The 14,571-nt window shown below is 52.0% G+C and carries 10 protein-coding genes; 8 read left to right on the top strand and 2 right to left on the bottom strand.

The window, feature by feature from the left end; all coding sequences use genetic code 11:
• Together B156_RS0125205 and fdhD are read left to right on the top strand one after the other, a co-directional pair.
• Positions 1 to 2,568: a DUF5686 and carboxypeptidase-like regulatory domain-containing protein gene (locus tag B156_RS0125205; RefSeq protein ID WP_018622578.1), complete on the top strand. Its 2,568-nt coding sequence runs from the start codon at positions 1 to 3 to the stop codon at positions 2,566 to 2,568.
• A 74-nt stretch (positions 2,569 to 2,642) separates the two neighbouring features.
• The gene (gene fdhD / locus B156_RS0125210) at positions 2,643 to 3,488 is read left to right on the top strand and encodes a formate dehydrogenase accessory sulfurtransferase FdhD (protein ID WP_018622579.1); all 846 of its coding nucleotides are present in this window, start codon (positions 2,643 to 2,645) and stop codon (positions 3,486 to 3,488) included.
• Here the strand turns inward: fdhD and B156_RS0125215 are convergent.
• Positions 3,478 to 4,404, bottom strand: a complete 927-nt coding sequence (locus tag B156_RS0125215; protein ID WP_018622580.1) for a diacylglycerol/lipid kinase family protein — start codon at positions 4,402 to 4,404, stop codon at positions 3,478 to 3,480. The genes fdhD and B156_RS0125215 overlap by 11 nt on opposite strands.
• Before the next feature lie 71 nt (positions 4,405 to 4,475).
• On the opposite strand from B156_RS0125215, the gene B156_RS0125220 reads away from it, so the two are divergent.
• The 6 genes from B156_RS0125220 to B156_RS0125245 all read left to right on the top strand — a co-directional run bounded on the left by B156_RS0125220 (position 4,476) and on the right by B156_RS0125245 (position 13,155).
• Complete coding sequence (locus tag B156_RS0125220; protein ID WP_018622581.1) at positions 4,476 to 5,525, top strand: App1 family protein phosphatidate phosphatase; 1,050 nt, start codon at positions 4,476 to 4,478, stop codon at positions 5,523 to 5,525.
• Positions 5,526 to 5,759: 234 nt separating this feature from the next.
• Positions 5,760 to 8,213 carry a sialate O-acetylesterase gene (locus tag B156_RS0125225; protein WP_018622582.1) on the top strand — a complete coding sequence of 818 codons (2,454 nt, stop codon included), beginning with the start codon at positions 5,760 to 5,762 and terminating at the stop codon, positions 8,211 to 8,213.
• A 50-nt stretch (positions 8,214 to 8,263) separates the two neighbouring features.
• Entirely contained in the window at positions 8,264 to 8,719 is a 456-nt protein-coding gene (locus tag B156_RS0125230) for a RidA family protein (RefSeq protein ID WP_018622583.1), read from the top strand.
• 480 nt (positions 8,720 to 9,199) lie between these two features.
• On the top strand, positions 9,200 to 10,645 hold the full coding sequence (locus tag B156_RS0125235; protein ID WP_018622584.1) for a GntP family permease: 1,446 nt from the start codon (positions 9,200 to 9,202) through the stop codon (positions 10,643 to 10,645).
• Positions 10,646 to 10,727: 82 nt separating this feature from the next.
• The gene (locus B156_RS0125240) at positions 10,728 to 12,032 is read left to right on the top strand and encodes an enolase C-terminal domain-like protein (protein ID WP_018622585.1); all 1,305 of its coding nucleotides are present in this window, start codon (positions 10,728 to 10,730) and stop codon (positions 12,030 to 12,032) included.
• Between the two features lie 52 nt (positions 12,033 to 12,084).
• Positions 12,085 to 13,155: a dipeptidase gene (locus B156_RS0125245; RefSeq protein ID WP_018622586.1), complete on the top strand. Its 1,071-nt coding sequence runs from the start codon at positions 12,085 to 12,087 to the stop codon at positions 13,153 to 13,155.
• A 169-nt stretch (positions 13,156 to 13,324) separates the two neighbouring features.
• On the opposite strand, the gene B156_RS0125250 is transcribed toward B156_RS0125245, so the two are convergent.
• On the bottom strand, positions 13,325 to 14,491 hold the full coding sequence (locus tag B156_RS0125250) for an aldose epimerase family protein (protein ID WP_018622587.1): 1,167 nt from the start codon (positions 14,489 to 14,491) through the stop codon (positions 13,325 to 13,327).
• Positions 14,492 to 14,571: the final 80 nt, after the last annotated feature.

The raw sequence follows: 14,571 nt of genomic DNA on the forward strand, positions 1-14,571 counted from the left end.
ATGAACCGTCTGCTGCGCTTGTTCGCTTTCTTCTTCATTTTTATCATCCTGGGTAGCAGTACATATGCCCAAACTACCTATACCGTTACCGGTCTGGTTACCGATGCGAATACAGGTGATCCAATCCCGTTTGCCAGTGTTTCCCTCGTTGGTAAAAAGAATGGTACCATGGCCGACGAATTGGGGCGTTATTCGCTGACCGTGAAGCTGTTATCTGACTCTCTGGCTGTTAGCTCAATGGGCTATAAAACACTTCGGCTGGCTATCGATCCAGAACGAATTACCCAGGCGGTCGATTTTAAACTTAAATCAGGCGGGATGGCCCTGCAGGAGGTAACGGTTCGGGCTGGTGAAAACCCTGCCTGGCGTGTACTCCGGCAACTTCGTAAAAACAGGAATCTGAATGACCGTAAACGACTGGCTGCCTACGAGTACGACAGTTATGTGAAAACTGATATTGCCCTCAGTCACGTTTCAGACCGGATGCGTAAGAATCCGCTCATCAAAAGTATCAACAGGGCGATGAGTAAATATGACTCTATTGTGGACGATGAGGGTCATAAGTTATTGCCGTTGCTGGCTTCCGAATCGGTGTCGCGGTATTATTTCAGAGACAGTCCCGACCGCAAACGGGAGGATATTCGGAAAACGCGGATTAGAGGGGTGGCAGTTGATGATGCCGGGCTGAGTTCGCAGTTGCTGGGCGGTACTAACCTGGTAAGCCAGAATTTCTATGACAATTACATTCCCATTCTGGGTAAAGATTTTGCCTCGCCCGTTGGTGATAACTGGAAAAGCTGGTACGAATTTTTTCTGGCCGATACGACCCAGATTGGTGACCATGTCTGCTATGAAATCCAGTTCGAACCCAAGCGTAAGGAGGACCTTGCGTTCATTGGCAAAGCGTGGATCGACACTACCTCCTTTGCGCTCTGCCAGATCGAAACCCGTATTGGCAGTGGAGCCAATCTGAATTACGTCCGGTCTCTGACCATTGAACAGGAACTGGAATCGACCATCGACTCTTCCTCGGGCAAGGGGGTTACTGCCGGCTGGTTACCCATCAGTATCCGGCTATCGGCCAACCTGACGGGCGTGGGTAAGCAATCGCTGGGAATGCGGGCGCAGGTAACACTCCGCAACGACAACATTATTGTGAACCGACCGCACCCGCCAGGTTTTTATGAGCAGGCCGTTGAACTGAGTGATACAGTGGCTACCGAGAATGAGGCTTTCTGGCATTCCATTCAGCGCAACCTGGCCGGTTCCGATTCATTGAGCAAAGAGGATTTAAAAACCCGTGAGGTGATCGCTAAACTACGGTCAGTACCAGCGGTAAAAAAAGCAGAAGCAGTCGGGCAGATATTGGTAACGGGTTTTTACAAAGCGGGCGGATTTGATCTAGGGCCGTATCCGTACCTGTTTGCCGTGAACAGTGTGGAAGGACTACGAACCCGCATTGGTTTTCGGACCAACGATGACTTTAGCCGTAACTGGATACTACAGGGTTATCTGGCGTATGGTACATTGGATGGGCAGTTCAAATACGGTGGTGAACTGAGTTACCTGTTCTCCCGGCAGCACTGGACGGTAGCGGGTGTGCGGATAGCCAATGATCTGGAACGACTGGGGCTAACCCCCGAATTAATTGGGGGTAACCGGATTTTTTATGCTCTGAGCCGTTTTGGCCGGTATCGGGGAGCGTATCAGAGCTACCAGAAAGAAGCTTATGTTAAAGCAGAACCGATAAAAGGGGTGTTGCTGACGGCCACACTCGGGAGTCGTACGTTCGACCCGCTATTTCCCTTCCGCTACCGGCTAGAGCCCGAATTGGGTGACCAGTCTACCCTCGCTTCCTATATCAATGATGCTTACTGGTCGTTTGAAGCGCGACTCGCCCGGAAGGAAAAGTACGTTATGGAGGGGAATAACCGCATTACACTTGGTACTAAACGCGCGCCTGTTTTAACCATACGGTACACCCAGGGTATGAAATCCCTGGGTAGTGATTTCAATTACCGCCGGATTACCCTGCGGGCACAGCAGTCGCTGCGAATTGGCACCCTTGGTCGGATGACCTACCTGCTGTCGGCAGGATACACGCCCGATATAATGCCTGCTCCCATGCTGTTTCCGCACATTGGTAACCCCACCCCGCTGCTCACGGTCAATACCTTTAACCGGATGCAGTTTTATGAGTTCGTGAGCGACCGTTTTGTGGCTGTTCACGTACAGCATAAGTTCGAAGGGTTATTATTTAACCGCCTGCCCCTTATTCGAAAGCTCAACTGGCGATTGATTGCCAACGTAGATGCCTTATGGGGGAGTTTATCCGACGAGAATCAGGAAGTAGCTTCCCGGAGGATGTTGCCAAGTGGTACCAGGCCCATTTACTTTGGTGCCCTCGACAAAAATAAGCCGTATGTCGAAGTAGGTTATGGTATTGATAATATCTTCAAACTCATTCGTATTCAGGCCATTCACCGGCTCAATTACCTGGATGGTGGCCCAAACAACATACCCCTCAATTCGTTTGCGCTGAAAGCATCGGCCTCTATTAACTTCTGATTCTTCCGTAAGGTCACATCCGGGCTGATAACTTTCTGCTTCTGTTACCTGTTCTTTGTGAAACGTTTTTCTGTATGTCTCTTGTTGCCCCCGTCACCATTCAGAAAGTTTCCGGTAACAGCCAGCGTGAAGCACCGGACCTGCTGGCCGTTGAAGAACCCCTCGAAATTCGTCTGGGCTTTGGCTCGCTGAACGACCGCCAGCAACGGGCCGTATCGGTCACGATGCGAACACCCGGCCACGATGAAGAACTGGCGCTGGGCTTCCTGTTCACTGAAGGGATCATTCGCCTGCCCGCCGATGTGTTGTCGTGCCGGCATTGTGTACAGGACGCTGAAAAAGAAGGCAATGTTATCCGGGTTGAACTCCAGCCAACTGTGGCCGTCGACTGGGCGCGGCTGGAGCGCAACACGTTTACGTCGTCCAGTTGTGGGTTGTGCGGCAAAACCTCTATCGAAGCGGTACGGTCGCTCACACCCGGCCCTGTTTTATCGGAGCTTAGCCTCTGGTCGTCGGTGTTGCATACCCTGCCGGAGCGGGTTCGGGAATCCCAGCCGGCCTTTGCCCACACGGGCGGTATTCATGCGGCTGCTTTGTTCGATGCGCAAGGGAAACTGTTGCTGGTGCGCGAAGATATTGGTCGGCACAACGCCCTGGATAAATTGATTGGTGCGGCTTTCTGGCACAACTGGTTGCCTCTTAGCAAAGCTGGTGTCTTTCTGAGTGGCCGGATTGGCGTAGAACTGGTGCAGAAAAGCTGGATGGCAGGTGTGCCGTTCGTAGCCGCCGTAGGTGCTCCGTCGAGTCTGGCGGTACAGATGGCTCAGGAAGCCCGGATAACACTGGCGGGTTTTGTTCGTAATGACCGGTTCAACGTGTATAGCGAGCCACAACGTATCCGTATAGCGGTTAATGCTTAACTGAATTGTCGGCCAATTCTTCGGTTGTACTGCCAGGCACTATTGATGCCGACTTTGGTAGTACCATCAGCAGAGCTCCCGGTTTGATAGCTGCTTTTATCTGGTTCACTTTACCCCGGTACTCACCATCTACCTGAAAATACACTTTCCGGTGTGTTTCAATGGTGATAGATGTGGCCGGGAAAATTTCGACATTCCGGGGATCGAAAGGTTTATACTGCCAGAACAACTTTACAATCTCCCACACTGACAGCCGACGGAAAATAACGACTTCAAAGTGACCATCGAAGGGAGAGCCGTCCGGATTGATAACGGCTCCGGTACCGTACATCCGGGCGTTGGCCAGTACTACCATGAGGGCCGCCCGTTCCACACAGGTGTCACCGATGGTAATGGATATCCGCAATAGCCGACGTTTTTTTAATACGTTAACGACACTCCGAAGATAGCCCAGTTTGCCACGCAGGTTATTTTTTTCGTAGTGCTGTACCAACTGGGCGTTCAGCCCTATATCGCTCAGGTGCAGGCAGATATCATCACCATTGATGAGTACCACGTCGGTCGGCCTGGTTTCCCCGTCTACCAGAACCGCCAGACTACCGTCAACGTCGGTAGGAATCTCCAGTTCACGGGCCATACCGTTGGCCGAGCCAGCCGGTAGTACGCCCAGTGGAATGCCGGTATCGAGCAGGCAGGTAGCTACAATCTTTATGGTGCCATCACCCCCTACGGCTACTACCCGGTCTGGTTTATACTGCTTAATCTGCTGGGGCAGGGTCTGCTCGTCGGTTTCTCCGTTGAGATGAAACAGGTGAAACTGATGGGGCGAATCAGCAAAGAAAGTACGGATACCCGTTTCCCACCGGGTTTTGTCTGTACCACCCGAAGCCGGGTTGATGGCGAATAAAAAAGTCAACTTATAAGAGAATTAAAAGTTGTAAATGATAGGAGTCTTTAACCTTACGAAACCTCAGCAACCCGTCAGTAATGGATAAACAAAAAACCAGCTTAAAGGATAGAATAAAACGATTTTTCCTGGCAAAACTGCGACTGAGTGATCAGCCGGTGGTGCGTGTATACCGGGGATTTGGCAACGATACCCAACTACTGATTGACGGGCATGTATTCAAACGTAGTGCTCTGGCCCGAAATCAATACCGTAATATCGATATCGTTAATCTGCTGGCCGTGCTGCGCCTTTTTTTGGTAAAGCCCTATCCCAATGCCTTAGTAAAGGTGTATTTTGGTGAGCAGGTCATTGAAACGAAGGCGGATTCCAACGGTTACTTTGCCATTACGCTAACTTTGACGGAACCTTTGCCTCCCGGCTGGCACCGCATAAAAGCACGGGTCGTGTCGCAGACAATTACGCCTGAACTACTACTTGCCGAGGATGAGGGGAAAGTGTTAATACCGGACCCAACGCCGTTTATCTGCATTTCGGATATTGACGATACATTCCTGATTTCGCACTCCTCAACCATTACCAAGCGATTACAGGTGCTCCTGACCGAGAATGCCCACAGTCGAAAGCCTTTTGACGGCGTAGTGGCTCATTACAAGCTTCTGGCCGAAGCCGGATCCAATACGCAGGCACTTAATCCATTTTTTTACGTATCCAGCAGTGAATGGAATCTGTATAGCTATATTCTGGAGTTTTCTCAAAAAAACGGGTTGCCGGAGGGTGTGTACCGGCTTAGCCCGCTCAAACGCCTGACCGAGTTGCTTAAAACAGGCAGAGGGAAACACCATACTAAATTTGACCGGATAGAACAGATTATCGGCTTATATCCAACCCGGCAGTTTGTCCTGCTGGGTGACGATTCGCAGCAGGACCCCGTTATTTATGCACGGGTAGTAGCGCAGTTTCCCGAACAGATTCGCTGCGTGTATATTCGACAAATTTACGCACCCAATAAAACGCGTACGGAAAAGATAGTAGCTACCATAGAAGCTGCGGGGGTAGCTTGCTGTTATTTTGCCCACAGTGCCGAGGCTCGCCGGCATTCGGTAGCTACTGGGTTAGTGCAGGCCTAAAAATGAATGCTATAGGCGCCTGGCTGCCGTGTGGTGGCTACGCTATATTAAAATTTAATGTTTCTGTTATTTATACTATTTTACCCCTTTTTATCCCGATATTACTTTTATTACTACTGATACTAGTGAAATAATACACGCAAGCATGATTCTTGCTTGATCGATATACGTATTTATAGCTAAAAATTATCCTACGCCGAAATAATATATAGCATGATAGTGAGAGCGAACGCAGTGTTGCTTTTGACCTTTATAGGTAGTCTTCTATGTACCTGGCAGGCGAAAGCGCAACTTAAAATTACATTTCCTGTTAGCCGGTTGGTTGTCCAGCGTAATAACAGTAACCAGGCAACGGTACAGATTGCTGGCAGCTATTCTCAACCACTGGAATCTATTGAAGCACGGGTGGTAGCGCGGGTAGCGGGTCAGGGAACATCAACGGACTGGGCACCTTTGCAGAATAATCCTACAAACGGGCAATTCAACGGCTCGCTAACGGTGCGGGGGGGCTGGTATCAGCTGGAAGTGCGAGGATTGAGCGGAGGGGGCGTAGTGGTATCGGATGTGGTGGACCGATTTGGGGTGGGGGAGGTATTTGCCATCATGGGCCACTCCAACGCGCAGGGTTCTTCCTGTTACGTTAACGGAACAGATAGATGCCCGACTACCAGCGGACCGAGTGATGACCGGGTTACCATTGTAGCCCTCGACCAGAGCAGCAGCGATTTTCAAAATTACCTCAACACGGCCGATACCCGTTATCTGCCGGGGCTGGCGTTCAGCAAACTCCTGACTAACAGCGGGATGTCGCCGTTTGCCAGTGTATCCTGGTTATGGGGACCAATGGGCGATGCACTCGTACAGCGAATCAATGTGCCGGTGCTGCTGTATAATGCCGGATTCGGTGGAACAAATATGCAGCAAACGTACTGGGCAGCCTATAATATTCCCTTTCAGCATTCATTTGTTCGCTACGACCTGCGGATGCCCTTTGCCAATGTACGTAACCTAATGAACCTGTACGTGCCTACTACGGGGTTGCGGGCTGTATTGATACAACACGGAGAAAACGACCGCGATAATTCCACCGATTCTACCGCGAAGTATTATTCCGGAGTTATCGACAAACTGCGGTCTGAGTCCAATAAACCAAATCTGGCTACTATCGTCGCTTTATCCTCATACGTTACCCATCCTTTTGATAACATCCGGGCGGCTCAGCTTCGAGTTATTGGTACGCCCAATTATTTGGCTTTCCAGGGGCCTGATCTTGACAATATCAACTCGCTGGATGACCGACCCGATCAGTTGCACTTTTCGCCTTCCGGCCAGGCGAAAGCAGGACAGGCCTGGGCTTCGGCTATTAGCGATACCTACCTGTCCACCATCACGCCTTACCTTGCCGAAACACAGCCGATTGCTACCATTGCCTGTGCGACCGCTAATCAGCTATTGCTTACCCAACCCGGTGGATTCCAGTACAGCTGGAATACGGGTAGCACCAACAATAGTGTGACGGGTGGAGCAGGAACTTACTCGGCAAGGCTGAGAAATGCGCAGAACAAAATATACTTCCCGCCCGCCATAGTAGTGCCTGGTAACGTTCAGCCCGGAACGCCAACAATAGCGACGGATAACGGTACATCGTCTATTTGCCAGAGTACGGGTCTGACCCTAACCTCGTCTTATGCCGGAGCGAACAGTTGGAGTACCGGCTCTTCCGCCCAATCCATATTGGTTACCACGCCGGGGGCCTATACACTACAAACCCGGAATCCGGTTTACGGTTGTATATCAGATGTGGTTTCGAGAACAATTAATCTGGCTCCGGCGGAGTTGGGCCTGAGTATGCAAACAGCCCGACGTATTGTGGCCGTGAACGATACAGTAAGCTTCTGGTTAACGGTACACAACAAAGGTGGCTGCGATGTGGGTCCCATAAGCATTCAGAGCCGTTTGCCCCCCAATGTCTCCTTTGTTTCTGCCAGCGGCCTGTCGGCGTTGAATAACACAGTGAGTGGCAGCGTCGGCAATATTAATGCTGGTGGGACGGTAACCCGGCAATATACTGCCCGCCTGACGGCGGAAGGAGCCTATTTTCCTACTGCCGAGCTGACAGCCAGTGTTAACCCCATCCCAGGTGTGACGCTGAACAACGGCACGGCTAACGGAGAGGAAGACGAGACGCAGACTGATTTGCGGACAACCGTAACGTCGGGGAATGTGTACATGTCGCCAAATCCTAACCAGGGGCCATTGCCGCCCGTTCAGTTGAATCAACCTGTGCCCGAACCAGACAAGGCCGATCTAAGCCTTTCCGTACAACTTAGCAGGCTGGTTGTAAAACCAGGAGAATCCCTTACTATTACGCTCACGGTACAGAATCGGGGTAGTCTGGCTGCTACCAACGTGATGTTGACAGATGTGCTGCCGGCTGGTCTTCAGTTTGTTGCTTCCCCGTCGGGCATGACCGCCAGTGGATCGTCGGTGAATGGGACGATTGGTCAGATACCCGTCGGGCAATCCGCCAGTCTGACCTTTATTGTTCAGGTAACCGGTAGTGGTACGTTCATCAACAAATCCCAGATTATGGCCACCGATCAGCCCGATTCTGATTCGACGCCGGGGAACGGGTATACCAATGGTGAAGATGATCAGGCTAATACGTATATTCGTACTACCAGCTGATTTCAACAGGACAGAAAACATATTGTTACTGGTTTACCCCCTTCATACCGATGAAATACGTACGTAATTTTTTGTTCTGTCTGGCTTTGGCTTCGTGTAGTCAGGCCCAGACCACTGTTGCACCCAAGGTTCCATCAGGGTATCTATACCCGGCAAGCCCCGGTATTCCCGGCAAAACGGTATACATATGCGGAGAGCGACCATTCAATGCCAATGGTGATTTGGTAGGAGCAGGTAATTTGACGGCGCAGACCCGGCAGATTTTCGACAACATAAAAACAGCATTGGCTACTGTCAATATGGACTTGACAAACATAAACCAGATCAAGTATTCGGTTAAAACAGGGCCTGATATAGTGGCAGTACCCGTGGCTCAGGCTCAGACATTACAGGCAGTTGAAGCTGCTTATCTGGCTACCCCACCCAAGATTACGGAAACCAAAGCCGTCACTCAGACCACCCGCGACGATGTGTTAATCGAAATAGAAGTGATCGCTATAAAGTGAGCAGGGATTGAGGTGGGGAAGCGTTACGGATGACCCTGACTACCCTGCTTGGTCAATCGGTGAATTGACATTAGGTAGGTCAGGCGGGTGCCATTAAGCATTTCGCTTTACTGCCAACCGTCAGTCTCAGACGGTGAACGTTGCCCAGCTGGACGAACGGACTGATTATCCTTTCTAACAATGCCCCGCTCTTTTCTGAGCGGGGCATTGTCTTTTGTTGTGCCAGCTTATCAGTAGCTAATAGACATGCGGGATGGATTTTAAGGCTCAACCTAACCTGTGGGGAGGGGTATGGGGTATTTGATTTAGCAAATCCACTCCCTATACAGCAGGCCATCAGCTGGAAGTCCGATAAGCTGCTGGATACGCGAATATGGTGGGACAAGAAGTAAAGACACACTGTTGCTTCCTTTGTTCTGACAGGGGAAAATACAAATTGAGGGGTCAAACCACACACAAACTACCGTAACGCTTTCCCAAATGACAGATCCGCTATTCATTTTAGCCGCCGGTGTTTTAATCGTAGTTGGTGGTATTATTGGGTTGAAGTTGCATCCTTTTTTAGCCCTGTTGCTGGGAGCGTTTGTCGTAGCCCTCATGACACCGGCTACCGCTATAGAACAGTTTGCCCTGGCAAAGGGAACAGCTCCGGCGGCTGCCGCTGCGCTGGCTAAAAAAGGCATTGGCGAACGCATTGCCACAGAGTTCGGGAATACCTGCGGCAAAATAGGTATCCTGATTGCTATGGCCGCCATCATTGGCAAAAGTATGCTGGAAAGTGGGGCTGCCGAACGCATTATCCGGTCGATGCTGCGACTCACGGGGATTGAAAAAGCACCCATAGCCTTTTTGGTTGGCAGTTTCTTTGTCGGTATACCCGTTTTTTTCGATACGGTTATCTTCCTGATGGTTCCGCTGGCAAAAGCGATGGCGCTGCGGATCGGCAAAAACTACCTGCTGCTGGTGCTTTGTGTAATGGCGGGGGCTGCTATGGCCAATTCGCTGGTGCCCCCGGCGCCGGGGCCGCTATTTCTGGTAGGCGAAATGCGCATACCCATTGGCATGATGATGATTGGCGGTACCATCGTAGGCCTTTTCACTATTACGTCTGGCTACTTTTTTTCGGTTTGGGCCAATCGCAAATGGCCGATACCTCTGCGGGATTCGCTGGATGCCCGTCTGGACGATATCAAGGCCATTGCCGCCAAAGACAATGCCAATTTACCCCCGCTGGGTTTGTCACTCCTGCCGGTGCTGATTCCGTTGGTGTTTATCTGCGTCGATACCGCTCTTGGTGCCATGACCACACCGGGCGTTCCCCTTACGGATTCGGCTTTGGGGAGTAAACTGGTGAGTCTGGTCAGGTTTTTTGGCGATAAAAACATTGCTATCGTTACGGGAGGCATAGTCGCGCTGCTCATCCTGGCCCGCCAGAAGCGGGGCAGTAAAGAAGGACTGACGGCTTTCGTACAGACAGCCCTGATGAGTGGGGGCGGTATTATTCTGATTACCGCAGCGGGTGGGGCATTCGGGGGTATGCTGCAACAGACCGGTATCAGTTCCCGTATTGCCGACTTGACTTCTGCTTACCAGATGGCGCTTATTCCGCTGGCTTTCCTGATTGCGGCCGTTGTGCGTACGGCGCAGGGGTCGGCCACGGTAGCGCTCATTACTGCCTCGGGAATCCTGTCGGGAATGGCCGGGAGTGCCAATCTGGGATTTCATCCGCTGTATCTAGGCCTGGCCATAGGGTGCGGCTCAAAGCTGATGCCCTGGATGAACGATTCCGGTTTCTGGATTATCTGCAAACTAAGCAACCTGACCGAGCAGGAAGCACTAAAAACGATTTCGCCCCTGCTGGTTGTCATGGGCCTGACGGGTTTAGTTATCATCCTGATTGCAGCCCGGTTGTTTCCCCTGGTGTAGCCCGGGAAAAAAGCTAGCGGGAGAAACCTGACGAATAATACTTTTACGTTTAGCCATTGATATTGATACTGCAGCCATGCTTATGTCCCTAAAAACTGGTCCTCGGATTAAAGAAATCCATATCACCCCCATTGCCATTGTTGACCCGCCCCTGCTGAATGCCGCCGGTTTGCACGCTCCTTACGCGCTGCGTACCATCGTAGAACTGGTAACGGACGATGGTATTTCGGGGATTAGCGAAATTCCGGGAACCAGCGCCATTGATGCCGCCCTGCACGATTCCATCGCCCTGCTCATTGGAAAAGACGTGTTTCAACTCAATGAAATCCGGCAGGTTCTCATCAACCGGTTTGGAACCGACACCGCTGCCGAACGGGGCGAAACGCCCTGGGACCAGCGCAAACTGGTGCATATTTTTAGTGCTATTGAGGTGGCCTGTATGGATATTATCGGGAAAGTAACGGGTCGCCCGATTGTTGATTTGCTGGGTGGGAAGATGCGGGACCGGGTGCCTTTTGCTGCTTATCTGTTCTACAAATATGGGGGAGCGGGGGGAGAACTGGGTTTCGGTACAGACCCGGCCGCAACGGGCTGGGCAGCCGCCCGGCAGGCAAGCGGACTAACACCAGTAGAAATGGTAACTCAGGCAAAAGCCATGTGCACGGAGTTTGGCTTCCAGTCCATCAAGTTGAAAGGGGGAGTATTTGAGCCGCAGCAGGAAGTTGATGCCATGTTTGCCCTGCACGAAGCATTCGGTCCTGATATTCCCCTTCGCCTGGACCCTAATGCCATCTGGAAGCTGGAAACGGGTATCAAATACGGTCGGCAGCTGGAACCCATCCTCGAATACCTGGAAGACCCCGTCCGGGGGCAGGAAAACATGGCCAAGGTTCGCCAGGCGCTAACTATTCCGCTGGCGACGAATATGTGTACGACATCGTTTGGGGATATTCCCAACAGCATCCGGCTGGGGGCGGAGGATATTATTTTGAGCGACCACCATTTCTGGGGAGGACTACGGGCCTCCATGACCCTGGCGGGTATTTGCGAAACCTTCGGGCGGGGACTGTCGATGCACTCCAATAGTCATCTGGGCATTTCGCTGGCTGCGATGGTGCATCTGGGGGCCGCCCTTCCCCATTTGACCTATGCGCTTGATACGCACTACCCCTGGCAATCGGACGAGATTATCACGGCCGGACGGTTTACGTTTGAGGAAGGAGCGGTAGCGGTGCCCACAGAACCAGGTCTTGGCGTTGAACTCGACCGGATAGCCCTGGCTCGGTTGCACCAGAACTACCTGAGCTGCGGACTCACAAAACGGGATGACCAGGTGGAAATGCAGAAAGTACAACCGGGCTGGACCTTTCAGTCGGTACGCTGGTAGGAAAGGGTAATTTTACGTGTAAATCATTTAATCCCTCCCGACTACCCAACTTATGTTCACGATAGATGCCCACCTCGATTTGAGTATGAATGCCATGGAGTGGAACCGCGACCTGCGCCAGCCGGTAGCCCAGCTACGCCAGCGCGAAGAAGGCATGACTGATAAACCCGACCGGGCAAAAGGTACCGTTTCCTTACCCGAATTACGCCGGGGGAATATTGGCCTGGTAGTGGCCACGCAGATAGCCCGCTACGTAGCTCCCGGTAATCCATTGCCTGGTTGGCACTCGCCGGAGCAGGCGTGGGCGCAAACGCAGGGGCAGCGTAGCTGGTACAACGCGATGGAAGATGCGGGCGAGATGGTGCAGGTTAGTGACCTGGCCAGCCTGGAGAAGCACCTGTTGCTGTGGCAGGATGGAACGCCTAATGACCAGAAACCGGTAGGCTACATGCTGAGTCTGGAAGGGGCCGACTCCATCCGAACGCTAGCCGATGTTGAAACCGCTTACAACTACGGCCTGCGGGCTATTGGCCCTGCCCATTACGGCCCCGGCCGATATGCACAGGGTACCGATGCCAGCGGTGGGGTGGGCCCTGCCGGTCAGGCATTGTTGCAGGAAATGGAGCGACTCAACATTATTCTGGACGCTACGCACCTTTGCGACGATAGTTTTTGGGAAGCACTCGATTACTTCAACGGGCCGGTTTGGGCCAGCCATACTAACTGCCGCACCCTGGTAAACCATAATCGGCAGTTCAGTGATGCGCAGCTAAAAGAATTAATTGCGCGCGATGCTGTAATTGGTGGGCCACTGGATGCCTGGATGATGGTGCCTGGCTGGGTACGGGGAAAATCCACGCCCGAAGCTATGAACTGTACGCTCTCCGTCATGATTGACCATCTGGACCATATCTGCCAGCTGGCGGGTAATGCCCGGCACATCGGCATCGGCTCCGACCTGGACGGTGCTTTTGGCAAAGAGCAGTCGCCGGTGGACCTGGACACCATTGCCGATTTGCAGAAAATACCCGACCTCTTGCGTCAGCGGGGGTACACGGAGGACGATGTCGCCAACGTCATGCACGGCAACTGGCTTCGGTTCCTGCGCCGGGTTTGGGCATAGGCTATACTGATAAAGCCGATACAGCTTATTTTGAAGCTGTATCGGCTTTATTTTTCGACGAATCTGTGTGTACTCCTTTATCCCTGAATGGGTATCATTTTTCCCCACGGCCGAACATGGGCAGCAGTAGAAACTGTTTCATCGCTTCCGGAAATCAGGCGACGAAGGCTTACTCCTTCTTCGTCGAAAACTGATAAATCGTGGTGGTTTTGTACGTTTCGCCGGGCTTCAGCGTGGTTGTCGGGAACGACGGCTGGTTAGGCGAATCGGGGTAATGTTCGGTTTCCAGGCAGAGGGCATAGCGTTTCTTGTACGGAAATCCTTCGCGGCCCACCACTTTGCCATTCAGGAAGTTGCCGGTATAAAACTGTACGGCAGGTTCTGTAGTGCTTACGTCCATTACCCGCCCGGAGGTTGGCTCATAAACCGTAGCCGCCTTTTTCAGCGAACCGGCCTCTCCGTTCAGTACCCAGGCGTGGTCGTAGCCACCACCGTATTTTATCTGTGTGTCGGTAGAGTCGTTGATGCGGGCACCTACTACCATTGGCTTCGTAAAGTCGAAGGGGGTACCGGCCACGGGCTGGAGTTTGCCGGTTGGAATCAGGGTCTCATCGACGGGGATGAATTTATCCGCATTGATGGTCACCACGTGGTCGAGTATGTCGCGTTCGGCCCCGCCCGTCAGGTTAAAATACGTGTGATTGGTCAGGTTGACCACCGTTGGCTTATCGGTCGTTGCTTCGTAATCGATCTTGAGGGCGTTGTCTTTTTGCAGGGTGTAGGTCACCGTTACAGACAGATTACCCGGATACCCTTCTTCCATGTCTTTCGATGTGTAAGCCAGTTTCAGGGCGGGTTCGTTGCCCTCCACAGGGGTAGCGGTCCACAGCACCTTGTCGAAACCTACTTTCCCGCCGTGCAAATGGTTACCCATGTTGTTGATAAACAGGTTGTAAGGCTTACCATCCAGCGTGAATTTGCCTTTGGCAATCCGGTTGCCGTATCGCCCGACTAGTGCCCCAAAGAAGGGGTTATTCTTAACGTAACTCGACAACGAATCCAGACCCAGCGTTACGTCCTCAAATTTTCCGTCTTTGTCGGGGGCGGTCAGCGCCACAAGGATACCACCGTAGTTGGTGATTTTGGCGGTCATGCCAGCGGCATTCCGCAGGGTAAACAAATCAGCTGTTTGGCCATCGGGCAGTTGGCCGTAGGCTGCTTTTTCGATTCCCGGCTTTTGTTCGTCGGCCATATTTTCTTTCTTGGAAGAGCAGGAAGTCATAGTCAGAATGCCCGTGAACAGGGCCAGCGATAAACAATGGGTCAAAGCGTTCATGAATGAGTAAGGGATTTAGGAAGTGAGCATTCGTGTAGTCAGTAAAGAGTAATTGGGGGCGTTCATACTATAAAAGAGTG

Source organism: Spirosoma luteum DSM 19990, from assembly GCF_000374065.1.
Classification (GTDB): Bacteria; Bacteroidota; Bacteroidia; order Cytophagales; family Spirosomataceae; genus Spirosoma; species Spirosoma luteum.